General features: G+C 73.0%; 22 protein-coding genes and 1 riboswitch. Of the genes, 14 read left to right on the top strand and 8 right to left on the bottom strand.

Annotated features, from left to right (window positions below; genetic code table 11):
- Positions 1 to 63: 63 nt before the first annotated feature.
- Both O7602_RS13055 and O7602_RS13050 read right to left on the bottom strand, forming a co-directional pair.
- The gene (locus tag O7602_RS13055) at positions 64 to 483 is read right to left on the bottom strand and encodes a glutaredoxin domain-containing protein (RefSeq protein WP_281589157.1); all 420 of its coding nucleotides are present in this window, start codon (positions 481 to 483) and stop codon (positions 64 to 66) included.
- A 133-nt stretch (positions 484 to 616) separates the two neighbouring features.
- Positions 617 to 1,402 (bottom strand): nucleotidyltransferase domain-containing protein, encoded by a 786-nt coding sequence (locus tag O7602_RS13050; protein WP_281589155.1) that lies wholly within the window; start codon positions 1,400 to 1,402, stop codon positions 617 to 619.
- 132 nt (positions 1,403 to 1,534) lie between these two features.
- On the opposite strand from O7602_RS13050, the gene O7602_RS13045 reads away from it, so the two are divergent.
- Both O7602_RS13045 and O7602_RS13040 read left to right on the top strand, forming a co-directional pair.
- Positions 1,535 to 3,841, top strand: a complete 2,307-nt coding sequence (locus O7602_RS13045) for a transglycosylase domain-containing protein (RefSeq protein ID WP_281589153.1) — start codon at positions 1,535 to 1,537, stop codon at positions 3,839 to 3,841.
- Between the two features lie 355 nt (positions 3,842 to 4,196).
- Positions 4,197 to 6,257, top strand: coding sequence for a M4 family metallopeptidase (locus tag O7602_RS13040; RefSeq protein WP_281589151.1), 2,061 nt, complete (start codon positions 4,197 to 4,199; stop codon positions 6,255 to 6,257).
- 341 nt (positions 6,258 to 6,598) lie between these two features.
- Here the strand turns inward: O7602_RS13040 and O7602_RS13035 are convergent, their stop codons facing one another.
- Positions 6,599 to 7,048 (bottom strand): YbaB/EbfC family nucleoid-associated protein, encoded by a 450-nt coding sequence (locus O7602_RS13035; RefSeq protein WP_281589150.1) that lies wholly within the window; start codon positions 7,046 to 7,048, stop codon positions 6,599 to 6,601.
- 233 nt (positions 7,049 to 7,281) lie between these two features.
- The gene (locus O7602_RS13030; RefSeq protein ID WP_281589148.1) at positions 7,282 to 7,947 is read right to left on the bottom strand and encodes a transglycosylase family protein; all 666 of its coding nucleotides are present in this window, start codon (positions 7,945 to 7,947) and stop codon (positions 7,282 to 7,284) included.
- Positions 7,946 to 8,090, bottom strand: a riboswitch (cyclic di-AMP (ydaO/yuaA leader). Its footprint overlaps the gene before it by 2 nt.
- A gap of 250 nt (positions 8,091 to 8,340) precedes the next feature.
- Here O7602_RS13030 and O7602_RS13025 point away from each other — a divergent pair.
- Positions 8,341 to 9,903, top strand: a complete 1,563-nt coding sequence (locus O7602_RS13025; protein WP_281589147.1) for an LLM class flavin-dependent oxidoreductase — start codon at positions 8,341 to 8,343, stop codon at positions 9,901 to 9,903.
- A 145-nt stretch (positions 9,904 to 10,048) separates the two neighbouring features.
- Here the strand turns inward: O7602_RS13025 and htpG are convergent, their stop codons facing one another.
- Positions 10,049 to 11,881 carry a molecular chaperone HtpG gene (gene htpG / locus O7602_RS13020; RefSeq protein WP_281590278.1) on the bottom strand — a complete coding sequence of 611 codons (1,833 nt, stop codon included), beginning with the start codon at positions 11,879 to 11,881 and terminating at the stop codon, positions 10,049 to 10,051.
- Between the two features lie 206 nt (positions 11,882 to 12,087).
- On the opposite strand from htpG, the gene O7602_RS13015 reads away from it, so the two are divergent.
- From O7602_RS13015 to O7602_RS13005, 3 genes are read left to right on the top strand one after another with little or no spacing between them, the layout of a single operon-like run.
- The gene (locus O7602_RS13015; protein WP_281589146.1) at positions 12,088 to 12,807 is read left to right on the top strand and encodes a GntR family transcriptional regulator; all 720 of its coding nucleotides are present in this window, start codon (positions 12,088 to 12,090) and stop codon (positions 12,805 to 12,807) included.
- Entirely contained in the window at positions 12,804 to 13,631 is an 828-nt protein-coding gene (locus O7602_RS13010) for a sterol desaturase family protein (RefSeq protein ID WP_281589145.1), read from the top strand. Before O7602_RS13015 ends, O7602_RS13010 begins: the two co-directional genes overlap by 4 nt.
- Positions 13,628 to 14,263 (top strand): lysoplasmalogenase, encoded by a 636-nt coding sequence (locus O7602_RS13005; protein ID WP_281589143.1) that lies wholly within the window; start codon positions 13,628 to 13,630, stop codon positions 14,261 to 14,263. The genes O7602_RS13010 and O7602_RS13005 overlap by 4 nt, the downstream gene beginning before the upstream one ends.
- Before the next feature lie 75 nt (positions 14,264 to 14,338).
- Here O7602_RS13005 and O7602_RS13000 read toward each other — a convergent pair whose 3' ends face one another.
- Entirely contained in the window at positions 14,339 to 15,211 is an 873-nt protein-coding gene (locus O7602_RS13000; RefSeq protein ID WP_281589141.1) for an NAD(P)-dependent oxidoreductase, read from the bottom strand.
- Positions 15,212 to 15,374: 163 nt separating this feature from the next.
- Here O7602_RS13000 and smpB point away from each other — a divergent pair, with 163 nt between their 5' ends.
- The 5 genes from smpB (at position 15,375) to O7602_RS12975 (ending at position 19,621) form a co-directional block, all read left to right on the top strand.
- Positions 15,375 to 15,851, top strand: a complete 477-nt coding sequence (smpB, locus tag O7602_RS12995; RefSeq protein ID WP_281589139.1) for an SsrA-binding protein SmpB — start codon at positions 15,375 to 15,377, stop codon at positions 15,849 to 15,851.
- A gap of 77 nt (positions 15,852 to 15,928) precedes the next feature.
- On the top strand, positions 15,929 to 16,366 hold the full coding sequence (locus O7602_RS12990; RefSeq protein ID WP_281589137.1) for a VOC family protein: 438 nt from the start codon (positions 15,929 to 15,931) through the stop codon (positions 16,364 to 16,366).
- A gap of 48 nt (positions 16,367 to 16,414) precedes the next feature.
- Positions 16,415 to 16,990: a helix-turn-helix domain-containing protein gene (locus O7602_RS12985; RefSeq protein ID WP_281589135.1), complete on the top strand. Its 576-nt coding sequence runs from the start codon at positions 16,415 to 16,417 to the stop codon at positions 16,988 to 16,990.
- On the top strand, positions 16,987 to 18,267 hold the full coding sequence (locus O7602_RS12980; protein WP_281589133.1) for an MFS transporter: 1,281 nt from the start codon (positions 16,987 to 16,989) through the stop codon (positions 18,265 to 18,267). Before O7602_RS12985 ends, O7602_RS12980 begins: the two co-directional genes overlap by 4 nt.
- Positions 18,268 to 18,385: 118 nt before the next feature.
- Positions 18,386 to 19,621, top strand: coding sequence for a family 16 glycosylhydrolase (locus O7602_RS12975; protein WP_281589131.1), 1,236 nt, complete (start codon positions 18,386 to 18,388; stop codon positions 19,619 to 19,621).
- 29 nt (positions 19,622 to 19,650) lie between these two features.
- Here the strand turns inward: O7602_RS12975 and O7602_RS12970 are convergent, their stop codons facing one another.
- Positions 19,651 to 19,896 carry a flavin reductase gene (locus O7602_RS12970; RefSeq protein ID WP_281589129.1) on the bottom strand — a complete coding sequence of 82 codons (246 nt, stop codon included), beginning with the start codon at positions 19,894 to 19,896 and terminating at the stop codon, positions 19,651 to 19,653.
- Entirely contained in the window at positions 19,893 to 20,240 is a 348-nt protein-coding gene (locus O7602_RS12965; RefSeq protein ID WP_281589127.1) for a hypothetical protein, read from the bottom strand. Before O7602_RS12965 ends, O7602_RS12970 begins: the two co-directional genes overlap by 4 nt.
- A 123-nt stretch (positions 20,241 to 20,363) precedes the next feature.
- Between O7602_RS12965 and O7602_RS12960 the strand changes: the two genes are divergently transcribed.
- From O7602_RS12960 to O7602_RS12950, 3 genes are read left to right on the top strand one after another with little or no spacing between them, the layout of a single operon-like run.
- Complete coding sequence (locus O7602_RS12960) at positions 20,364 to 21,131, top strand: Scr1 family TA system antitoxin-like transcriptional regulator (protein ID WP_281590276.1); 768 nt, start codon at positions 20,364 to 20,366, stop codon at positions 21,129 to 21,131.
- Positions 21,122 to 21,313 carry a DUF397 domain-containing protein gene (locus O7602_RS12955; protein WP_281589124.1) on the top strand — a complete coding sequence of 64 codons (192 nt, stop codon included), beginning with the start codon at positions 21,122 to 21,124 and terminating at the stop codon, positions 21,311 to 21,313. The genes O7602_RS12960 and O7602_RS12955 overlap by 10 nt, the downstream gene beginning before the upstream one ends.
- Before the next feature lie 6 nt (positions 21,314 to 21,319).
- Complete coding sequence (locus tag O7602_RS12950; protein ID WP_281589122.1) at positions 21,320 to 21,916, top strand: GNAT family N-acetyltransferase; 597 nt, start codon at positions 21,320 to 21,322, stop codon at positions 21,914 to 21,916.
- Positions 21,917 to 22,140 lie beyond the last annotated feature (224 nt).

Genomic DNA, 22,140 nt, shown 5'->3' with positions numbered 1-22,140 from the left:
CCCGGCGCCCCGGACCGGGGCGCCGGGCTCACGGCCGGCGGACGGTGGCGGCCGGTGACCGGGTCAGGCCGGGAGCCGGTCGCGCACCCACGCCGGGTCGGGGTTCACCACCGCGCCCTCCGGCAGCACCACGGTCGGCACGGTCTCGTCGCCGCCGGTGACCGCCCGGACCGCCGCCGCGGCCTCCGGGTCCCGCCAGATGTCCACCCAGTACGCCCGCCCGGCGCGCCGGCCCAGTCGCAGCCGCAACCGGAGGCAGTAGGTGCAGCCCGGCCGCCAGTAGATGACCGGCCGGCCGTTCTCGGCGCTGCGCCGCCGCGCCTGGGCCGCGGTCAGCGACCAGGGGAACGCGAGCGGCGAGAAGAGCACCCCCAGCACCGCGAAGGGCAGGAAAGCCAGAGCGAACGACGCCGGACCCGACTGGCCGACCCCCGTCACCACGCCCGCGATCAGCATCAGGCCGGCGAACCACCAACTGCGCACGCGTCACCTCCCCCATCACCCTAGCCGGGCCGACTCCACAAGCCCGTTGATCATGAGGTTGGCTGCCTCCGCCGTCCGAATTGTCACCGCCAACTTCATGATCACCGGCGTGCCTCACCGTGCTCGGGGTGGCCTACGACGGGGCCGAACCGGCGGCGGTGAGCCGGGCCAGCACCCGCCGCTGGAACGCGCGGGCCGCCGGTCCGGAGGGTGGCGGGCCACCCCGGCGGGCGGCGATCGCGCGGTGGATCAGCGCGGCGTCCGGGTCGTCGACGGCCACCCGCCGCCCGGCGTCGGCCTTGGCCAACCAGACGCCGTCGCGGGAGCGCACCAGCGCACGGCAGGCCCCCAGCACCGCGTCCTCGGCGCCCGGCGCCGGTTCGTCGCCGGGCGGTGTGGGCAGCGCCAGCCACCAGCGCAGCGCGTCCACGAGCAGCGCCCGCAGCGCGGCCGGCGGCGGGTCGGCGAAGGCGTCGGCGGCGCTCGGGCCGAGCAGCGTCAGGCCGGACTGGCGCAGGATGCTGCGGTCCAGCGCGTACCAGAACCGCCCGTCGGCGGCAGGCCGGTCGGCCGGGTCGTAGGTGGCCCGGAACGGCATGGTCGCGCCGGTGTTCAGCTCGACCTCGAAGCCCGGCTCGGGGAGGCCGGCGGCGGCCACGTCCCGCCGGTAGACGACCAGTTCCAGGCCGCGTGCCGGGCAGGGCAGCGACTCGTGCCGCAGCCGGTCCACGAGCGACCGCTTCGCCGCGCCGGCCGGCGGACCGGCGACCAGCAGCGCCACGTCCACGTCGCTGCGCCCGGGCTGGTACGCGCCCAGCCCGACCGAACCGGCCGCGTACGCGCCGAGCAGGTCCGCGCCGAGCACGTCCCGGGCGCGTCGGACCAGGTCGGCGAGGTAGTCACGGACGTCGTCCCGCATGCCCGCATCCTGCCCGGCGGGCGCCGGGCCCGTCCGCCCGGGTCGGCGCGCCGCATGCCGGTGACGTCGATGCCGGTCGGTTAGCCTGCGAGCCGGGCATGGACGATTCGGCCGAGCAGTCGGAGGCATCGCGTGCGGCACAGCGGAGAGATCGGCGCGGTCCCGGCGCGACCGCGACGCCGGGGCCGGCGCCTGCTCGTCATCCTGGCGGTCGTCGCGCTGCTGGCCGGGGCCGGGCTGGTGGCCGGCGGATACTACTTCGACAGCGTGCCGACCCCCACCGACCTGAAGCTGCCCGAGTCGACCACGGTCTACTACGCCGACGGTCGCACCCCGATGGCGAAGCTCGGGGCGCAGAACCGCACCATCGTCCCGTACGAGGCGATGAACGACTCGGCGAAGCAGGCCATCGTGGCGGCCGAGGACCGGACCTTCTGGACCAACCGCGGCATCGACGTCAAGGGCGTGCTGCGGGCGGCGTGGGCGAACGTCAGCGGCGGGCAGCGGCAGGGCGCGTCGACGCTCACCCAGCAGTACGCGCGGGTCGCCGCGGACCTGCGCGGTGTCACCTACTCGCGCAAGCTGCGCGAGGCGGTCATCGCCTGGAAGCTCGACGACAAGTACAGCAAGGAGGAGATCCTCGGCTTCTATCTGAACACGGTCCCGTTCGGCCGGGGCGCGTACGGGATCGAGGCGGCGGCGCAGACCTTCTTCGGCAAGACCGTGCGCCGGGACGCGCCCGCGTCACAGCAGCTCACCCCGGCCGAGGCGATGGTGCTCTGCGCGATGGTGAAGCAGCCGGAGGCGGACCCGGCCGACCCGCAGGGCGCCCCCGGTTACGACCCGCGCCGCAACGCCCTGGCGAAGCAGAACTCGATCGACCGCTGGAACTACATCCGCGACGGCATGGTGAAGCTCGGCTACCTCACCCCGGGGCAGGCGGCGGATCTGGCGTACCCGGACACGGTGCGGCCGATCGACCGCGACGCCGGCCGCTCCGACCTGGACCGGCCGACCGGGCTGGTGGTCAACCACGTGCTGGCGGAGCTGCGCGGCGCCGAGCCGTTCCGCGGCAAGCCGGACGAGGTGATCCGCGACGGCGGCTACCGCATCGTCACCACGATCGACAAGCGGGTGCAGGACGCGGCCGAGGCGGCGGCGGACATCCGCCGGGACAGCGCGCCGGCGGCGGTCCGCGGCCAGCCGAAGAACTGGCAGGCGGCGCTGGTCGCGGTGGAGCCGGGCAGCGGCCGGGTGCTCGGCTACTACGGCGGCGACCGCGGCTCCGGCGCCGACTACGCCGGCTGGTACACCGACGAGCAGGGCCAGGCGCGCGGCTTCGGCCAGCACCCGCCGGGGTCGTCCTTCAAGGTGTACGACCTGGCCGCCGCCGTGCGCGACGACATCTCGGTGAAGCAGCGGTTCGACTCCCCGGACACCAAGGAGTTCCCCGCGTCCGGGCGCACCCGGGGCAGCGCAGCCGGTCCGATCCGCAACGCCGAGCACGCGCCCTGCCAGCCGGACTGCGCGCTCTGGGAGGCCACGGTCGCCTCGCTGAACGTCACCTACTTCGAGCTGACCGAGAAGCTCGGCACCGCCAAGGTGATCGAGATGGCCCGCCAGGCGGGCGTGGAGTCGATGTGGGAGACCGTCCGGGGCAATCCGCGACCGCAGCGGGTCGACCTGCGCGACGACCCCGCCGACGGGTTGGCGGAGCATTTCTCCACCGAGGTGGGCATCGGGCAGTACGGCATCACCGTGCAGGACCACGCCAACGGGATGGCCACGTTCGCGGCCGGCGGCAGGCGGGCCGACGCGCACTTCGTCCGGTCGGTGACCAAGGGTGACGACACGGTGTGGACGGAACGGCTCCGGCAGACCGATCTCGACCTCGACGCCGAGGCGGTGAACCAGCTCGACTGGACGTTGCGCCGCGTGCGGGCGGCCCGGCTGGACAACGGCTGGGACTCCGCCGGCAAGACCGGCACCTGGCAGGCCGGGCAGAGCACCACGAAGAACGTGCACACCTGGATGGTCGGGTGGACCGGCGCGCTCGCCTCGGCGGTCTGGTTGGGCACCACCGACGGCAAGCCGTTGCGGACCAGTGGCGGCAGCTACGAGGTGTACGGCTCGACCGGGGCCGCGCCGATCTGGCGGCAGTTCATGACCCGGGCTACCGAGGCGATGAAGCTCGACCCGGACCGCTACCGCTTCCACGACCCGGCCTTCCCCCGCGACGCTCCGGAGCCGACCCGCCCGGCGCCGCCGCCGCGCACGGTGGCACCGAGCCGGTCGGCCGCACCGACGCCGAGCGCCACGCCGTCGAGCCCGACCCCGAGCGCGAGTCCGAGCGGGACGCCCCTCCCGGGGCCGACCGGTTCTCCCTCGCTGCCGCCGGTGCCGACCGGGCTGCCGACGCGGACCCGAGGGCCGCGCTGAATCTATGTGCGCCATCGGCGAACAGCGGCATTGCACGCAGGTCGGACACCCGCCGGGCGGTCGCCGACAATGTTCCCCCTGATCAGGGGCTATTGAAGATCATGGCTTCCTGAATTCGCCGTGCCGGCGGGATGTCCGACGGCTGTCGGTTGCCCAGGTCACCCATTGCTCCCGGATCCAGCGGCGTGTGATCGTGCTCTCCGAGTCGCCAACCCCCGGCGGCTCGGACGGTCGATCCGTCGACCCGGAGCCACGCCGGCAGCTCCGGAGACCGACCGTCACCTGCCTCGCACCATCGCGCCGCCCGACCCCACCGGGCTCCGTGCGGCGCGCCTCAGAACAGGAGCGAACCCTCTTGAAGCTCTCACCTCGCCTCGCCGCGCTCACCGGCGCGGCTGCCGCCGGCGTGCTCGCCGCCGGCACCGCCGCGGCGGTGCAGGCCGCGCCGCCCGGGCCCGCCGCACCCAGCCTCGCCCAGGCCCGCGCCACGGCCGCCGAGTCGGCCCGCACGCTCGTCGCGAACCGTCCCGCCTACCTCCAGGCCGGTTCCGACGACGCGTTCGTGCAGAAGCCCGTCATCTCCTCCGAGGGCACCCAGTACGTGCCCTACGAGCGCACCTTCAAGGGCCTGCCGGTGGTCGGTGGCGACTTCGTGCTCGCGACCGACTCCGCCGGCAACCTGAAGTACGCCTCCGTCGCGCAGCAGCGCCCCATCGGCGCCCTCGCCACCACCCCCAAGCTGACCTCGGCCGCCGCCGTCAAGACGGCACGTGCCCAGCTCAAGACCGTCAGCGCGGTCGAGGGCAGCACGCTCGTCGTCTACACGCTCGGCGCCAAGCCGGCGCTGGCCTGGGAGACCACGGTGCGCGGCACCGGCGCCGACGGGCCGAGCCGACTCACCGTCGACGTCGACGCCCACACCGGCGCCGTCCTGGGCACCCTGGAGCACGTCGTGAACGGCACCGGCACCGGCGCCTGGAACGGGCCGAGCCCGCTCACCCTGAACACCACCAAGTCGGGCAGCACCTACACCATGAAGGACCCGAGCGTCACCAACCTCAGCTGCCAGGACGCCGCGAACAACAGCACGTTCAGCGGCACCGACGACGCCTGGGGCAACGGCACCGCCACCAACAAGGAGACCGGCTGCGTCGACGCGTTGTTCAGCGCGCAGACCGAGCACAAGATGCTCAGCCAGTGGCTGGGCCGCAACGGCGCCGACGGCAACGGCGGCTACTGGCCGATCCGGGTCGGCCTGAACGACCAGAACGCCTACTACGACGGTTCCCAGGTCCAGATCGGCAAGAACACCGCCGGCCAGTGGATCGGCTCGCTCGACGTGGTGGCCCACGAGATCGGCCACGGCATCGACGACCACACCCCGGGCGGTATCTCCCGCGGCGGCACCCAGGAGTTCGTGGCGGACACGTTCGGCGCGGCCACCGAGTGGTTCGCCAACGAGCCGTCCAGCTACGACGCGCCGGACTTCCTGGTCGGCGAAAAGATCAACCTGGTCGGCTCCGGCCCGATCCGCAACATGTACAACCCGTCGGCGCTGGGCGACCCGAACTGCTACTCCAGCAGCGTGCCCTCCGGCGAGGTGCACGCCTCCGCCGGACCGGGCAACCACTGGTTCTACCTGCTGGCCAACGGCAACAGCCCGACCAACGGGCAGCCCAGCAGCTCGACCTGCAACGGCGGCAGCGTGACCGGCCTGGGCATCCAGAAGGCCATCAAGATCATGTATAACGCGATGCTGCTGAAGACCTCGTCCTCGTCGTACCTGAAGTACCGCACCTGGACGCTGCAGGCGGCGAAGAACCTCTACCCGAGCGGCTGCACCGAGTTCAACACGGTCAAGGCCGCCTGGGACGCGGTGAGCGTGCCGGCGCAGTCGGGCGACCCGACCTGCTCCGGCGGCGGCACGCCGTCCCCGACCGCCACCTCCACCCCGCCGTCGGGCGGCTGCTCCGGCAACAAGCTCGCCAATCCCGGCTTCGAGTCGGGCAGCGCGAACTGGAGCGCCACGTCCGGCGTCATCACCACCGACAGCGGCCAGGCCTCCCACAGCGGCTCGTACAAGGCGTGGCTCGACGGCTACGGCTCCTCGCACACCGACACGCTCAGCCAGTCGGTGACCATCCCGTCCGGGTGCCGGGCGACGCTGAGCTTCTGGCTGCACATCGACAGCGCGGAGTCGACCAGCACCACCGCCTACGACAAGCTGACCGTCAAGGCCGGCAGCACCACGCTCGCCACCTACTCCAACCTGAACAAGGCCACCGGCTACGTGCAGCGGTCCTTCGACGTCTCGTCGCTGGCCGGCACCACGGCGACCATCTCGTTCAGCGGCGTGGAGGACGCCTCGCTCCAGACGTCCTTCGTCGTCGACGACACCGCGGTCACGCTGAGCTGACCGCGACGCGGAACGGCCGGTCGTCGTCCTCCTCGACGGCCGGCCGTTCCGTATCCCCGGCTCCCGGCTCCCGGCTCCCGGCTCCCGGCTCCCGGCTCCCGGCTCCCGGCTCCCGGCTCCCGGCTCCCGGCTCCCGGCTTCGAGATCTTGGTACGAAACGGCCCCTATGGGGGCACTTTCCTACCAAGATCTCTGCCGTTCCCGCTATTCGGAAGGTCAATCCCAGTAAGCAGACCAGGGAAGGCGCGTTCGCCGACGCCGGCGCTTTGCCGGAGCACCGGGCGAGCAGTCGGACGCGGCGCGGCCGGTGCCGCATGGGCCGGCCGGGTGGACGGACCTGGTCAGGCGGGGCGGGCGGCGCGGGACGCGACGGCGCGGTCTCGCCGGATGCGCGCGGCCACCTCGTGCATCGCGCGGCTGAACAGCTCCGCCTGGTCGGGCAGGCCGCCGAGCCGGGCGGCGAGCGCGTCGGTGTCCGCCCGGGCCGAGGCGCTGACCTGCGCGTCCAACTCGGTCAGCGCGGCGTTGACGGCGACGACGAGGTGTCCGCAGAGGACGTCAAGCGGCTCGTCGGCCAGCGCCGGGTCGACGGCGACGGAGTCCAACCGGCCACCCTGGACGGCGACCGCGCGCACCCGGCCGCCGGCCGCCGTGCCCTCGGCCCGGAGCAGCTCGCCCGGCTCGCCGTCGGCGTGCACGGTGGCCCGGGACCGCATCGCGGCCAGCGCCTGCTGGGTGCGGGTCAGCAGCTCGTCGAGGCTCGCGGCGGCCGAGAACGCATCGTTGGTCATATCCGCGCTTTCTTCACGTCCTAGCCAAGCCTCGTGACCATAGCAACCGTCGACGTCGGAACCTCGTCACCCGCCGTACCGGACCGGCCGCCGACGCCGCACGCAGGACGTACGCCGGCCGTTCCCGGCGTGTCGCGCGACGGCGAACGCCCGGCCGGACGGCCCGGCCGGGCGTTCGCATCGCTCGTGGGCGCGACGCGGTCCCCAGGATCGCGACGCGACACGACTCAGGATCAGCGCAGGCGCAGCCGCTGACCCGGGAAGATCAGGCCGGGGTCCGCGCCGACCACGGCCCGGTTATCCGCGTACAGCGCACGCCAGCCCCCGTCGACGTGCTGGGTCGCGGCGATCTCGGAGAGGGTGTCCCCGGGCCGCACCAGGTAGGTGCCCGCGACCGGCGCGCTGCTGGAGCGCTTCGGCGCGGACGCCTTCTTCGGCGCCGACGCCCTCTGCGAGGAGGTGGCCTTCTTCGCGGACGTGGTCGAGCCGGACTCCTTGGCGGCGTACTTCTTCGTCGACCCGCCCTTCTTGCCGCAGACCGGCCAGGCGCCGATGCCCTGCCCGCGCAGGACCTTCTCGGCGACGGCGATCTGCTCGGAGCGGCTGGCCAGGTCGGCCCGGTCGGCGTACTTCTGGCCGCCGTAGCCGTTCCAGGTGCTCCGGGAGAACTGGAGCCCGCCGTAGTAGCCGTTGCCGGTGTTGATGTGCCAGTTGCCGCCCGACTCGCACTGCGCGACGGCGTCCCAGTTCACGCTCGCGGCGCTGGCCGGCGCGGCCGGCCCGAGCAGTGCCGCGGCGCCGGTGGCGGCGCCGGCGACGATCGCGCCGACAGCGGTCCGGCGGGCCGTGGCGCGGTGGACCACGCTCCGGCGGTGCCGGGCTGAGTATGCAGTTGACATGTGGATTCCTCCACGCCGACGAGGTGAGCTGTCGGGTTCGGGCCGAGGAGCCCGGCCGCCGGTGGCGGCTTCACCCCGAGGTGACGTGCACCGTGGAACCTGTGGGTCCCCCGCTCCCGCCCGAGTTTCGGTTCCGCCGGGCCGGCGGCGGGATTAGGCGTTACCGGCCCGTGGTGTCCGCGTCTGCGAACGGAACCGACGCTAGGGACGAATATCCGCGATTGCCCACTTCTTGTGACGTTCTTCACCCAGCCGGGCGATCGGGCCAGGCGAGCGCGGTGGGGGCGGAATCGGTCGCGCCGCACGGGATCGGTGCCGGGTACACGGCCGTCCGGCCCGACGACGGAGCTACCGTGGGCGGGACCGGGCAAGATCACGCGAGGAGCGGGGCGGATGACCGAACACGGACACGAGCTGACCTTCGGCGGCTTCCTCACCCCCGCCGCCGGGCACCCCGAGCAGGTGGTGGCGCTGGCGACGCTCTGCGAGCAGGCCGGGCTGGACCTGGTCACGTTCCAGGACCACCCGTACCAGCCCGGCTTCCTGGACACGTGGACGCTGATGTCGTACGTGGCCGCCGCCACCGACCGGATCGGCCTGGCCGGCAACGTGCTCAACCTGCCGCTGCGTCAGCCGGTGGTGCTGGCCCGCAGCGTGGCCAGCCTGGACCTGCTCACCGGTGGCCGGATCGAACTCGGGCTGGGCGCGGGCGCGTTCTGGGACGCCATCGAGGCGACCGGCGGCCGGCGGCTCTCCCCCGGCGCGGCGGTCGACGCGCTCGACGAGGCGATCACCGTGATCCGCGAGGTCTGGGACACCGGCCGGCGCGGCATGATCCGGGTGGCCGGCGAGCACTACCGCGTGGTCGGCGCGAAACGCGGGCCGGCCCCGGCGCACCCGGTGGGCATCTGGGTCGGCGCGTACAAGCCGCGCATGCTGCGGCTGGTGGGGCGCGCCGCAGACGGCTGGCTGCCGTCGCTGGCGTACCTGCCGAAAGGGCCGGACGACCTGCCGGCGCTCAACACGCTCGTCGACGACGGCGCGCGGGCCGCAGGCCGGGACCCGGGCGCGATCCGCCGGATGCTCAACGTCACCGGCACGTTCGCCCGCTCGTCCACCGGCTTCCTCGCCGGCCCGCCGGAACAGTGGGTGGAGGAGCTGGCCGGGCTGACGCTGGAACACGGCATCACCACCTTCATCCTCGGCAGCGACGAGCCGCGCGCGATCCAACTCTTCGCCCAGGAGGTGGCGCCGGCCGTCCGGGAGCTGGTCGCCGCCGAGCGCACCACGCCGGGCAGCGGCGCCCGCGCGGTCGCCGAGGAGCAGGCCGCCACCGGCTTCCCGACCGCGCTCGCGGTCACCCCCACCCCGGATCCGGGGGTACGCCTGAGCGCGCGCCGCCTCTGGGACGAGGCGGACCGGCCGAGCGCCCCACCGGCGCCGGCCGGACACGTCTACCCGGCCCGTGCGCAGGCCGCCGGGCAGCACCTGGTGGACGTGCACGACCACCTGCGCCAGGAGCTGGCCCAGGTGCGTGACCTGCTGGCACAGGTCACGCGTGGCACGGTCTCGCCGGGCGGGGCGCGGGCCGCGTTGAACGAGATGACGATGCGGCAGAACAACTGGACGCTCGGCGCGTACTGCGCCGCGTACTGCACGGTGGTGACCCAGCACCACGGCCTGGAGGACGCCTCGATCTTCCCGCACCTGCGCCGCTCCGACGCGGGCCTGGCACCGGTGCTGGACCGCCTCGAGGAGGAACACGTGGTGATCCACGGGGTGGTGGAGAGCGTCGACCGGGCGTTGGTGGAGCTGATCGGCTCGCCCGGCGACTTCACCGCGTTGCAGGAGGCGGTGGACCTGCTCACCGACACGCTGCTGTCGCACCTGTCGTACGAGGAGCACCAGATCGTCGAGCCGCTGGCCCGCCACGGCTTCTTCCCCGGCCAGCTATGAAGGCGGGGGCCCCGCTTAACGCCTGCGGTATAGGAAGGGGCCCCGCTTAACAGTTCTGATCCACCTCCCCCGGCTCGCCCGGCAGAGGTGTTAACCGGGGCCCCTTCCTATCGCGTAGGCGATAAAAAGGGGCCCCGCCTTGCACCTACAGGTTGCGGGCGAGACGGTCGGCGAGGACGCGGGTGAAGCGGGCCGGGTCGGTCAGCTCGCCTCCCTCGGCCAGCAGCGCCATGCCGTACAGCAGCTCGGCGGTCTCGGTCAGCGCGGCGCTGTCGCCGCCCTCGCCGTGGGCCTTGCGCAGCCCGGTGACGAGCGGGTGGGTCGGGTTCAGCTCCAGGATCCGCTTGACCCGCGGCACCTCCTGCCCCATCGCCCGGTACATCTTCTCCAGCGTCGGCGTCATGTCGTGCGCGTCGCCCACCACGCAGGCCGGTGACGTGGTCAGCCGGGTGGACAGGCGGACCTCCTTGACGCTGTCGGCGAGCGCGCCGCCGAGGAAGGTGAGCAGGTCGGCGTACTCCTGCCGTTCGGCCTCGGCCTTCTCCTTCTCCTCCTCGGTCTCCAGGTCGACCTGGCCCTTGGCCACCGAGCGCAGCGTCTTGCCGTCGTACGCGCCGACCCGCTCGACCCACACCTCGTCCACCGGGTCGGTGAGGATCAGCACCTCGTAGCCCTTGGCCCGGAACGCCTCCAGGTGCGGCGAGTTCTCGATGGTGGCCCGGTTGTCGCCGGTGGCGTAGTAGATCTCGGTCTGCCCGTCCTTCATCCGCTCGACGTAGTCGCGCAGCGTGGTCGGCTCGGCCGGGTCGTGGGTGGAGGCGGCGCGGACCAGGTCCAGCAGCGCGTCGGTGTTGTCCGGATCCTCCAGCAGACCTTCCTTGACCACCGGCCCGAACTCGGTCCAGAACGTGCGGTACGACTCGGCCGACATGTCCTTGAGCGTGCCGAGCACCTTCTTGACCAGCCGCCGGCGCACCGCGCGGATCTGCCGGTCCTGCTGGAGGATCTCCCGGGAGATGTTCAGCGACAGGTCGTGCGCGTCCACCACGCCCTTGACGAAGCGCAGGTAGTTGGGGATCAGCGCCTCGCAGTCGTCCATGATGAACACGCGCTTGACGTAGAGCTGCACGCCGCGGCGGCCCTGCGGGGAGAACAGGTCGAGCGGGGCGTGCGAGGGCAGGAAGAGCAGCGCCTCGTACTCGAAGGTGCCCTCGCCGCGCATGTGGATGGTTTCGAGGGGGTCGGCCCAGTCGTGCGCGACGTGCCGGTAGAACTCCTTGTACTCGGCCTCGTCGACCTCGTCCCGCGAGCGCGCCCAGAGCGCCTTCATCGAGTTGAGCGTCTGCTCCTCGCGGGTGGTCTCGCCGTCCTCGCCGGGCTTCTCCACGGTCATTCGGATCGGCCAGGAGATGAAGTCGGAGTAGCGCTTGACGATCTCCCGGATCGTCCACTCGGCGGTGTAGTCGTGCAGGTTGTCCTCGGCGTCGACGGGCTTGAGGTGCAGGGTGACCGAGGTGCCCTGCGGCGCGTCCCCGACCTCCTCGATCGAGTAGGTGCCTTCGCCGCTGGACTCCCACCGGGTGGCGGTGGTCTGCCCGGCGCGGCGGGTCAGCAGGGTCACCTTGTCGGCGACCATGAAGGTGGCGTAGAAGCCGACGCCGAACTGGCCGATCAGCTCCTGGGACGCGGTGGCGTCCTGCGACTCGCGGAGCTTGCGCAGCAGTTCGGCGGTGCCGGACTTGGCGATGGTGCCGATCAGCGCGACGACCTCGTCGCGGGACATGCCGATGCCGTTGTCCCGGACGGTGAGCGTGCGGGCGTCCCGGTCGACGTCGAGGGAGATGTGCAGGTCGGACGTGTCGGCCGACAGCTCCTTGTCGACGAGCGACTCCAGCCGCAGCTTGTCCAGCGCGTCGGACGCGTTGGAGATCAGTTCACGCAGGAAGACGTCCTTGTTCGAGTAGATCGAGTGCACCATCAGCTGCAACAGCTGACGTGCCTCGGCTTGGAACTCCAACGTCTCGACCCGGTCGCTCACACCGGCTCCCTTCCTCTCGTGGCGGGCCTACGGCGGAAAGGATACGAGGGGTGACGGCGACGGCACGCACCGGCCGGCGTACCCATGCGACGAACACTGGTACAACCAGTTGACGGGTTGATGTGTTCGGGGCCACACTGCTGGCCATGGCCTTCGTCCCCGCGCCCCGCGCCTCGGTCTCCGACCACGTCTTCGGCCAACTCCGCGACGCGATCGTCGCCGGTCGCCACCAGCCGGACGAGACACTGCCCGGCGAGCGCGAGCTGGCCGCCGCGTTCGCGGTCAACCGGCACGCGGTCCGGGAGGCGCTGCGCCGGTTGCAACAGCTCGGCCTGGTCCGGGTCAGTCAGGGCGGCGCCACCCGGGTGCTCGACTGGCGGGTGCACGCCGGGCTCGACCTGGCGCTGGCGCTGGCGCGCTCCGGCGACGTACTCCCGGTCGAGACGCTGGTCCGCGACATGCTGGAGATGCGGGCCTGCGTCGGGACCGACGCGGCCCGGCTCTGCGCCGAGCGCGGCGACGCGGCGACCGGCGCCGCGCTGGTCCGGGCCGCCGAGGAGTACGGCGCGCTCGCGCCGGACCTGGACCGGATGGCCGAAGCGAACATCCGCATCTGGCGGCTGGTGGTGCGCGGCAGCGGCAACACCGCCTACCAGCTCGCCTTCAACAGCCTGGTGGCCGGCACGTTCGCGGTCGGCGACGTGCCCCCGGACGCCCGCACCGCCGAACTGCTCGACGTGGCCGGCCACCGCAGCCTCGCCGCCGCGATCGCCTCCGGCCAGGGCGCGGCGGCGGCCCGGCAGGCCCGGACGTTGCTGACCGCCCCGGTCACCACCCCCACCCCCGGAAGGGAAGCGCGCGCATGATCCCCGCTGTGCTGTACGCCGTCCCGGCGTTCCTGCTGCTGATCGTCATCGAGGCGGCCTCCTACCGCTTCCTGCCCGACGACGACGAGCGCGGCTACGAGCTGCGTGACACCGCCACCAGCCTGTCCATGGGGCTGGGCAGCCAGCTCGTCGGCGTGCCGTGGAAACTGCTCACGGTCGGGCTCTACGCGGCGCTGTGGACGGTCGCGCCGGTGCACCTGTCCCCCGGCGACTGGTGGACCTGGGCGATCGTCTTCTTCGCCGACGACCTGGCCTACTACTGGTTCCACCGGTCGCACCACGAGGTGCGCGTGCTCTGGGCGAGCCACGTGGTGCACCACTCCAGCGTCCACTACAACCTGTCCACCGCGCTGCGGCAGAGCTGGACGCCGATGACCTCGCTGCCGTTCTGGCTGCCGCTGGCGCTGCTCGGCATTCCGCCGTGGATGATCTTCCTTCAGCAGTCGATCAGCCTGCTCTACCAGTTCTTCCTGCACACCGAGCGGGTGGGCCGGCTACCCCGGCCGATCGAGTGGATCTTCAACACGCCGTCGCACCACCGGGTGCACCACGGCTCGAACACCGAATACCTGGACCGCAACTACGGCGGCATCCTGATCGTCTGGGACCGGGTGTTCGGCAGCTTCGCGCCGGAGCGGGCCGCGGCGCGCTACGGGCTGACGAAGAACATCCAGACCTACAACCCGCTGCGGGTGGCCACCCACGAATTCGCCGCGATCTTCTCCGACGTACGCCGGGCCACCTGCTGGCGGCACCGACTCGGCTACCTGCTGGGCCGCCCCGGCTGGCAGCCGGTCCGGTGAGGCGCTCCTGGCTCACCCTGTTCGGCGTCGTCGCCGCGGTCGAGCTGGTCGGCGTCGCGCTCGACTCGACACTGCTCCAGTGGCTGGCCAAGCCGCTGCTGGCGCCGGTGCTGCTGGCGTACCTCATCGCGCACCGACGCCGGCTGGACGCGGTGGCCGCCGGCCTGGTCGCGGCCACCGCCGGCGACGTGGCCCTGCTCGTGCCGGGACGGGCCGCGTTCCTGCTCGGGATGGGGTTCTTCCTGATCGCGCAGCTCGCGTTCCTCACCGGTTTCCTGGATCGGGGGCGACCGACGGCCGTGGCGTGGGGCGGCTACCTGCTCGCCTGGGCCGCCGGGAACGCGCTGCTGTGGGGCGCGCTGGGGCCGTTACGGCTGCCGGTGCTCGGCTACAGCCTGGCGCTGTGCCTGATGGCCGCCGCCGCGACCGGCGTGTCGGCGCGGGTCGCCGCCGGCGGCGCGTGCTTCCTCGTCTCCGACCTGCTCATCGGCGTGGGCGCGGCCGGCACGGAGCTGCCCGGCGCGGGTCTGCTGGTGATGGGCACCTACGGTGCGGCGCTGCTGCTGATCGTCACCGGCTGGGTGGCCGACCGCGTCGGCGCGGACCGGGAGCCGGAGGCGGTGCCCGCCTGACCGGCGGGGCGGCGGTGCGCGGCGCCGCCCGCGCGGCGGCGGGTCCCGGTCCGGCCACCGTCGGAAGCCGGGTGGTCAGCGGGCCGCGCCGGGCCCCAGCAGCCGGGTGACCACGGTCAGGTCGTCGCCGCCGAGCCCCCGGCCCACCGCGTCGCGCCACTCGGCGGCAAGCGCCTCGGCGGCCGGGAAGCTGCCCGTCGGCGCCTCGCGCAGCGCCAGCTCGACGTCCTTGAGCGCCAGCGCGAGCGAGTATTGCGGGCCGTGCTCGTCGCGGGCGACCCGCGCCAGCTTCTCCGCCGCCCACGGCGAGACGAGCGGGCTGCCGTCGAACGCCTGCCGCACGGTGTCGCGGTCCAGGCCGAGCGTGTCGGCGAGCGCCATCGCGGCGGCGACGCCCTCGTTGACGAACGCGAGCAGCAGGTTGTTGACGAGTTTGAGCCGCGAACCGGCGCCGGCCGGGCCCAGCCAGAGCGTCCGCTGCCCGACCGCGTCGAAGACCGGGGCGACCCGGTCGCGGACCTGCTCGGGGCCGGACGCGAGGACGGTCAGCTTCCCCTGCTCGGCCGGGCCCCGGCTGCCGGCCACCGGCGCGTCCACGAACGTGACGTCGGGTCGCTCGGCGGCGACCAGCTCGACCAGGCGCTGCGTCTCGGCGACGCCGACGGTGCTCATCTGCGCCCACACCGCGCCGTCCGGCAGGGCGGCGAGCATGCCCTGGTCGACCGCGACGGCACGGACCGCGCCCGCGTCGGTCACCATGGTCACCGCCACGTCGGCCCGGCGGACCGCCTCGGCCGGATCGGCGGCGACCTCGGCGCCGTGGTCCCGGAGCGCGCGGGCCCGGTCGGTACGCCGGTTCCACACCACCGTGTCCAGTCCGGCCCGGATCAGGTTCGCCGCCATCGGCGTACCCATGCCGCCGAGCCCGAGCACCGCCACCCGTGTCATCCGCCGCTCCCCTCCGTCACCGTCCGAACCGCCACCCCCACTCCCTACCCAACTCCCCGTCACCGCACCCGCGCGCTCATTCCCGGAAACAGTGGCCACGCCGGCCCGGACCGGCACTCTCTCCGGGAATTCGGGGGTCCGGGGGCGCGGGTATCGTGCGGGGGTGGCCAGGGAGAACGGGCGCAAGCTGATCGCCTCGAACAAGAAGGCACGGCACGACTACGACGTCCTCAAGACCTACGAGACGGGCATCGTGCTGGCCGGCACCGAGGTGAAGTCGCTGCGCGAGGGGCGGGTGTCGCTCGTCGACGCGTTCGCCCAGGAACGCGACGGCGAGATCTGGCTCTACGGGCTGCACATCGCCGAGTACGGCTTCGGCACCTGGACCAACCACGCGCCCCGGCGCACCCGCAAGCTGCTGCTGCACCGGGTGGAGATCGCCCGGATCCTGGAGAGGCTGCGCGACGGCGGGGTCACGCTGGTGCCGCTGTCGATGTATTTCGCCGACGGCTGGGCCAAGGTGGAGTTGGGCCTGGCCCGGGGCCGCCGCTCGTACGACAAGCGCCAGGCGCTCGCCGAGCGGGACGCCAAGCGGGAGATCGCCCGGGAGATGGGCCGCCGGCTCAAGGGGCGGGCCTGACCTTCCCGCGGGTCGCGGACAGCGCCTGACCGCTGTCTGGGGCAGGCTGGCCGGGACCCGACCGAAGGAGAGCCGAGATGGCCCGCGACGTGCAATTCACCTTCGACTGCGCCGACCCGGCCACGCTGGCGGCGTTCTGGGCCGAGGCCCTCGGCTACCAGGTCCAGGGCCCACCCGAGGGCTTCGACTCGTGGGAGCAGGCGCTCACCGCGTTTGGCGTACCGGTGGAGCGGCACAACGACGCCTCGGCCGTGGTCGACCCCGAGGGCGCCGGACCACGGCTGTTCTTCCAGCGGGTGCCCGAGCCGAAGCGGGGCAAGAACCGGGTGCACCTCGACGTGCGGGCCGCGCCCGGGCTGACCGGCGACGCCCGGATGGCGGCGCTGGAGGCGGCGGCCGACCGGCTCGTCGCGCGCGGCGCCATCCGCGTCGGGCGCCACGAGCCCGCTCCCCCGCTCGACGCCGGTCACCTGGTGCTGGCCGATCCGGAGGGCAACGAGTTCTGCCTCGACTGACGCACAAGGAGCCTTGTACTTCCCTTCTTGTCGGTCTAGCCTGGCGGCATGGCGGACGAGCCGAACCACGTGCACCTGACCGACCCCCGTGCCATGCGGGCGTTGGCCCACCCCACCCGGTTGCGGTTGCTCGGCGAGCTGCGGCTGCGCGGCCCGCAGACGGTGGGGATGCTGAGCGAGCGCGTCGGCGAGGCGGTCGGCTCGGTGAGCTGGCACATCGGCAAGCTGGCCGAGCACGGCTTCGTGGCCGAGGCCCCCGACCTGGCCCGCAACCGCCGGGAGCGGTGGTGGCGGGCGGCGCACGCCACCACCGACTGGGATCCGGTCGAGTTGCTCGACGACCCGGAGCAGCAACTCGCCGGCAGTCTGCTGCGGCGGGCCGCGATGGAGCGCTACGTGGCCCGCTACCAGGCCTATCTGGAGTCCGAGGCGAGCCTCGACCTGGCCTGGGTGCGTGGCACCACGAGCAGCGACACGGTGCTGCACCTGACCCCCGACGAGTTGGGTGAGTTGCGCGACGAGCTGTCCGAGCTGGGCCGGCGTTGGCACCGGCGCGGGGCGCCCGGCCGGCCCGGCGCGGAAATGGTCACGCTGATCTGGCAGGCATACCGGGGGCCGCAGTGACCCGCGACCGCCGGCCGTTGGCCGGGCTGCTGATCGGGCACGCCGTCTCGCTGACCGGCAACGTGCTGACGCTCATCGCGTTGCCGCTCTACGTGCTGGCCGAGACCGGTTCACCGGCGGCCACCGGGCTGGCCGGCGCGTTCGCCACCGCGCCGGTGGTGCTGGGTGGCGCGTTCGGCGGCGTGCTCGTCGACCGGATCGGCTACCGCCGGTCGAGCGTGCTTGCCGACGTGGTCTCCGGCGTGACCGTCGCCGCCGTGCCGGTGCTGCACGCCACGGTCGGCCTGCCGTTCCCGGCGTTGCTGGCGCTGGTCTTCGTCAGCGGGCTGCTGGACACCCCGGGGCAGACCGCCCGCACCGCGCTGCTGCCGGAGGCGGCGGCCGTGGCCGGGGTGCCGATCGAACGGGCGATCGGTTGGGCGGAGGCCACCTCGCGCGGCGCCCGGATGATCGGCGCGCCGGTGGCCGGCCTGCTTGTCGGCCTGCTCGGCGCGCTGCCGGTGCTGGCCGTGGACGCGGCGACGTTCGCCGTCTCGGCGCTTGCGGTGACGCTGCTGGTGCCACGCGGCCTGCGCCCGTCCACCGAGGACGACGAGGCGGAGGCCGGCGGCTACTGGCGTCAGTTCGCCGCCGGGCTGCGCTTCCTGGTCCGGGAGCCGCTGTTGCGCGCCATGGTGCTGCTGGTGCTGGTCACGAACCTCTTCGACGCGGCCAAGAGCAACGTGCTCCTGCCGGTCGTCGCCAACCGCGATCTGGGCGGACCTGCCGCGTTCGGCCTGCTTGTCGGCGTCATGGGCGGCGGCGCGCTCGTCGGCTCGCTGGTGTTCAGCGCGATCGGGCACCGGCTGCCCCGCCGGGCCACGTTCGTCACCGCGTACGCGGTGTGCGGCGCGCCGCCGCTGTGGGCGCTGGCCGCCGCGCCGCCGCTGCCGGTGGTGGTCGCGGTCGTCGCGGTGGCCGGGTTGGCCGCCGGCGCGCTCAACCCGCTGATGGGCGCGGTGGAACTGGAACGGGTGCCGGCCGGGATGCGGGCCCGGGTTTACGGGGTGATCGGCGCGGGCGCCTGGGCCGCCATGCCCGTGGGCGCGCTCGGTGCCGGGCTGGCCGCCGACCGGTTCGGCACCACGTCCACGCTCGTCACCATCGGCGCCTGCTACCTGCTGGTGGTGCTCACGCCGCTGCTGGGCGGTCCGTGGCGCACGATGCGCCGGCCGCCGCCACCGCCGCAGGTGCGTCAGCCCGAACCGGAACGGGATCGGCGGGAAGCGGTCTCTTGACAGTGGACGACTTCGTTCATACCTTCATCGAAGACTATCTTTGAAGTTTGTTTACCGTTCCGGCGCGGGGCCGGCCGACCGGACGGTGAGCGACCCCCACCACCGCAGGAGGCACCCCGTGCGCAGCATCCGTAGCGTCGCCGCCCTGGCGATGGCGGCGGTCGGCCTCACGGCCGCCCTCACCACCGTCCCGAGCACCCCAGCGGTGGCCGCCCCCGGCGCGGTCACCTGGTCCGACGACTTCAACGGCCCGGCCGGCGCCGCCCCCGACGCGAGCAAGTGGCGTTACGACATCGGCGGCGGCGGTTGGGGCAACAACGAGTTGCAGTACTACACCAACAGCACCCGCAACGCCGCGCTCGACGGCAACGGCAACCTGGTCATCACCGCCCGCAAGGAAAACCCGTCCGGCTACTCCTGCTGGTACGGAAGCTGCCAGTACACGTCGGCCCGGCTGCTCACCAACGGCACGTTCGCCCAGGCGTACGGCCGGTTCGAGGCCCGCATCAAGATCCCGCGCGGGCAGGGGCTGTGGCCGGCGTTCTGGATGCTCGGCAACGACATCGGCAGCAACCCGTGGCCCAACAGCGGCGAGATCGACATCATGGAGAACGTCGGCTACGCGCCGTCCACGGTGTGGGGCACGCTGCACGGTCCCGGCTACTCCGGCGGCAACGGCATCGGCGCGTCCACCTCGCTGCCGAACGGCCAGGCGCTCGCCGACGCGTTCCACACGTTCGCCGTCGACTGGGCCCCGGACTCGATCACCTGGTATCTCGACGGTGTGGCGTACTCCCGCAAGACGCCGGCCGACGCGGGCGGCAACCGCTGGGTCTTCGACCACCCGTTCTTCATGATCATGAACGTCGCGGTCGGCGGCAACTGGCCCGGCTCGCCGGACGGCGCCACCACGTTCCCGCAGACCATGACCATCGACTACGTCCGGGTGCAGGCTTGGGACAACGGCGGCGGGGGCACCGGCGGTCAGATCGTCGGGTACGGCAACAAGTGCGTCGACGTGGCCAGCGCCGCCACCGCCAACGGCACCGCCGTGCAACTCTGGACCTGCAACGGCACCGCCGCGCAGCGTTGGACCTGGAACGCGGACGGCTCGGTGCGCGCGCTCGGCAAGTGCCTCGACGTGGCCTCCGGGTCGACCGCCAACGGCGCCAAGGTGCAGCTCTACGACTGCAACGGCACCGGCGCGCAGAAGTGGGTGTTCAGCGCCGCGGGCGACATCGTCAACCCGCAGGCCAACAAGTGCCTGGACGCCACCGGGAACAGCTCAGCCGACGGCACCCGGTTGCAGATCTGGGAGTGCGGCGGCACCGCCAACCAGAAGTGGCGGCGCTGACCGCTTCGGTGAGCCGGGGTGGGCGGCGCTCACCGCCCGCCCCGGCGTCGCGCCCAGCCGACGAAACGCCGGTAGCGGTCCGCACCGTCCGGCGCGGGCCGGTCCGCCTCGGCCTCGACATACAGCGTGGCCAGGTGGATCAACAGCGCGGGCCGGGCCTCCCGGTAGGCGGCCAGCAGCCGCAGCTTCGCCGCCGAGCAGGGCCAGGCGATGCCGCAGGCCCGGCACCGCCACGTCGGCCGCGACGGGACGTGCTCCCGGCGACCCCGGCTCATCGCAACCGCCGCGCGACCGCCCGCGCCTCCTCGTCGTTCAACGACAGGAACCACAGGAACCGCCGGACGATCTCCGGCGGCTGTGGTCCGCCGGGACGGCCGCGCAGGTCGTGGATCGCCCGCCGGGTCAACCGGACGAACTCCGGCAACAACTCCGCCCGCCGCGCAGCGTCGGTCGGCGCGGACGTCCACGCCGGACACGGCCAGTCCGCACCGCAGTCGTCGCAGACCCAGGCCGGTGCCGCCGTCGAGTGCAGCGCGGTCATCGCTGACACCGTCCACGATTCGTCCGGCTCCCCGGTCGGTACGTCCGGCCGCTCACCGCGCGCCTGCTCCTCCGGCATCAAGCGTCCCTCTCCGTCGCTCCGACACGCCGTTCACCAGAACCCTGCCGAGCGTTGCGGGACAGTCACACTGCGTTGCAGGATGGCATCGGGATGGCCGGGATGTTCGAGGAGGACACAGGGATGAACCGAGCCGTGGTGGCCGCGATGTCCGAGGCGGGGCACACCGCCGAGAGCCTGGCCGAGCGGGTCGGTGTCGACCCGAAGACCGCGGCCCGATGGGCGAGTCAGGGGCGGATTCCGCAGACCCGGCACCGCGCCCAGGTCGCCGAGCTGCTCGGGAAGGACGCCGCCGAGTTGTGGCCGGACGCGCTCAAGCGCCGGGAGCCAGCCTGGTTCCGCCCGTGGGCCGACATCGAACGCGAAGCGACGGCACTGCGCACCTTCCAACTGGCCTGGATCCCGGGTCTGTTCCAGACAGACTCCTATGCGCGGGCGACTCTCGCGGGAGAGGCGTTGTCGGAGGCCGAGATCGCCGGCCTAGCCTCCGCCCGCATCGCCCGGCACGCCATCCTGCGCCGGGATCGTCCTCCGCTCCTGATCGCCGTCATCGACGAGTCCGTCCTCGGGCGTACCGCCGGCGATGACCGGACGATGATGGCTGAGCAGCTCACCCACCTGGCTGAATGTGCCGCGCTGTCCGCGGTTCAGGTCTACATCGTGCCGCTGTCGGCCGGCATGTATCCGGGGCTCGGCGGGCCCTTCACCCTGGCGGAGCTACCTGACGGCGGACGGGTCGCGCACGTCGACAGTCAGGCCCAGGCGCAGATCATCGAAAAAGCCGAGGGGATTGCTACCCTGGAGCGGCGCTGGGAGCGGCTGCGTGGCGAGGCGCTGTCCAGGGCACACTCCCTCGACGTCATCAGAGAAGCGGCACGTTCATGGGCCTGACCGGTGCGCGGTGGCGCAAGAGCACGAAGAGCGGCAACAACGGCGGCGACTGCGTCGAGGTGGCCGACAACCTGGCCGCTCTGGTCGGCGTACGGGACTCGAAGGATCCGACCGGCCCGGTCCTCGTCTTCGCGCCGCCGGCATGGCGGGCGTTCGTCGCCCACCTGGCGCACCGGCGCTGACTTCCGATGAGCGGGATCGCGCCGGAGCCCATCCCCACCGACCGGCTGCTCCTGCTGCCGCTCGGCGTCGCGCACGCCGAGGAGATGGCCGCCGTGCTCGCCGACCCGGCGCTGCACACCTTCATCGGCGGCGGCCCGGCCGATCCGGCGTCGTTGCGGGCTCGCTACGAGCGGCTGGTCGCCGGCTCCCCCGACCCGGCGGAGTCGTGGTGCAACTGGGTCGTCCAGCTCCGCGACGACGGCCGGCTGGCCGGCACCGTCCAGGCCACCGTCACCGAACCTGAGGCTCCGACCCGGCACGCCGCCACGGGGAGCGCGCGGGCGGTCGGGCACCGGCACCTCGACGACGCGGATCCGGTCGACGACGGGCCGGTCGCCGAGATCGCCTGGGTGGTGGGCACACCCTGGCAGGGGCGTGGCATCGCCACCGAGGCCGCACGCGGGATGGTCGGCTGGTTGGGGCGGCGCGGTGTGCGTACCCTCGTGGCCCACATCCATCCCGACCACCGCGCGTCGGCGGCGGTGGCCACGGCCTGCGGCCTGGCCCCCACGGACGTGTGGCACGACGGCGAGGTCCGGTGGGCCGGCCCCGCCACCCGCTGAATCCACGCCGTTCTCTGAGTTGTCGAGGGGTTGATGAGGTGGCGCGTTCGGGCCGCTTCCCGGCTCGTTGGGCGAGCTGGCCGGATCCGGGTGGGAGCAGGCGGGGGCGCGAGGAGCGGCGATCATGAAGTTGACGGCATCAACGGAGAATGACACCGCCGTCAACCTCATGATCGCGGCGTTGGAGGCGGGGTAGGCACGGACAGCATGGCACCACAAGTCCA

Origin of the sequence: Micromonospora sp. WMMD1128, assembly GCF_027497235.1 — a bacterium.
In the GTDB taxonomy this organism is placed as follows: domain Bacteria; phylum Actinomycetota; class Actinomycetes; order Mycobacteriales; family Micromonosporaceae; genus Micromonospora.
Note: the sequence above shows the minus strand (reverse complement) of the source record. Positions and strands in the feature narration are given on the sequence as shown.

Excerpts from the sequence above, each read along its gene's own strand:
- O7602_RS13000 (WP_281589141.1), bottom strand. The coding sequence starts at position 15,211 with ATGACACGGGTGGCGGTGCTCGGGCTCGGCGGCATGGGTACGCCGATG.
- O7602_RS13035 (WP_281589150.1), bottom strand. The coding sequence starts at position 7,048 with ATGACCAACGATGCGTTCTCGGCCGCCGCGAGCCTCGACGAGCTGCTG.
- O7602_RS12990 (WP_281589137.1), top strand. The coding sequence starts at position 15,929 with ATGGCCCGCGACGTGCAATTCACCTTCGACTGCGCCGACCCGGCCACG.
- O7602_RS12970 (WP_281589129.1), bottom strand. The coding sequence starts at position 19,896 with ATGAGCCGGGGTCGCCGGGAGCACGTCCCGTCGCGGCCGACGTGGCGG.
- O7602_RS13010 (WP_281589145.1), top strand. The coding sequence starts at position 12,804 with ATGATCCCCGCTGTGCTGTACGCCGTCCCGGCGTTCCTGCTGCTGATC.
- O7602_RS12955 (WP_281589124.1), top strand. The coding sequence starts at position 21,122 with ATGGGCCTGACCGGTGCGCGGTGGCGCAAGAGCACGAAGAGCGGCAAC.
- O7602_RS12965 (WP_281589127.1), bottom strand. The coding sequence starts at position 20,240 with ATGCCGGAGGAGCAGGCGCGCGGTGAGCGGCCGGACGTACCGACCGGG.
- O7602_RS13030 (WP_281589148.1), bottom strand. The coding sequence starts at position 7,947 with ATGTCAACTGCATACTCAGCCCGGCACCGCCGGAGCGTGGTCCACCGC.
- htpG (WP_281590278.1), bottom strand. The coding sequence starts at position 11,881 with ATGGTGCACTCGATCTACTCGAACAAGGACGTCTTCCTGCGTGAACTG.
- O7602_RS12985 (WP_281589135.1), top strand. The coding sequence starts at position 16,415 with ATGGCGGACGAGCCGAACCACGTGCACCTGACCGACCCCCGTGCCATG.
- O7602_RS13050 (WP_281589155.1), bottom strand. The coding sequence starts at position 1,402 with ATGCGGGACGACGTCCGTGACTACCTCGCCGACCTGGTCCGACGCGCC.
- O7602_RS13015 (WP_281589146.1), top strand. The coding sequence starts at position 12,088 with ATGGCCTTCGTCCCCGCGCCCCGCGCCTCGGTCTCCGACCACGTCTTC.
- O7602_RS13025 (WP_281589147.1), top strand. The coding sequence starts at position 8,341 with ATGACCGAACACGGACACGAGCTGACCTTCGGCGGCTTCCTCACCCCC.
- O7602_RS12960 (WP_281590276.1), top strand. The coding sequence starts at position 20,364 with ATGAACCGAGCCGTGGTGGCCGCGATGTCCGAGGCGGGGCACACCGCC.
- O7602_RS12950 (WP_281589122.1), top strand. The coding sequence starts at position 21,320 with ATGAGCGGGATCGCGCCGGAGCCCATCCCCACCGACCGGCTGCTCCTG.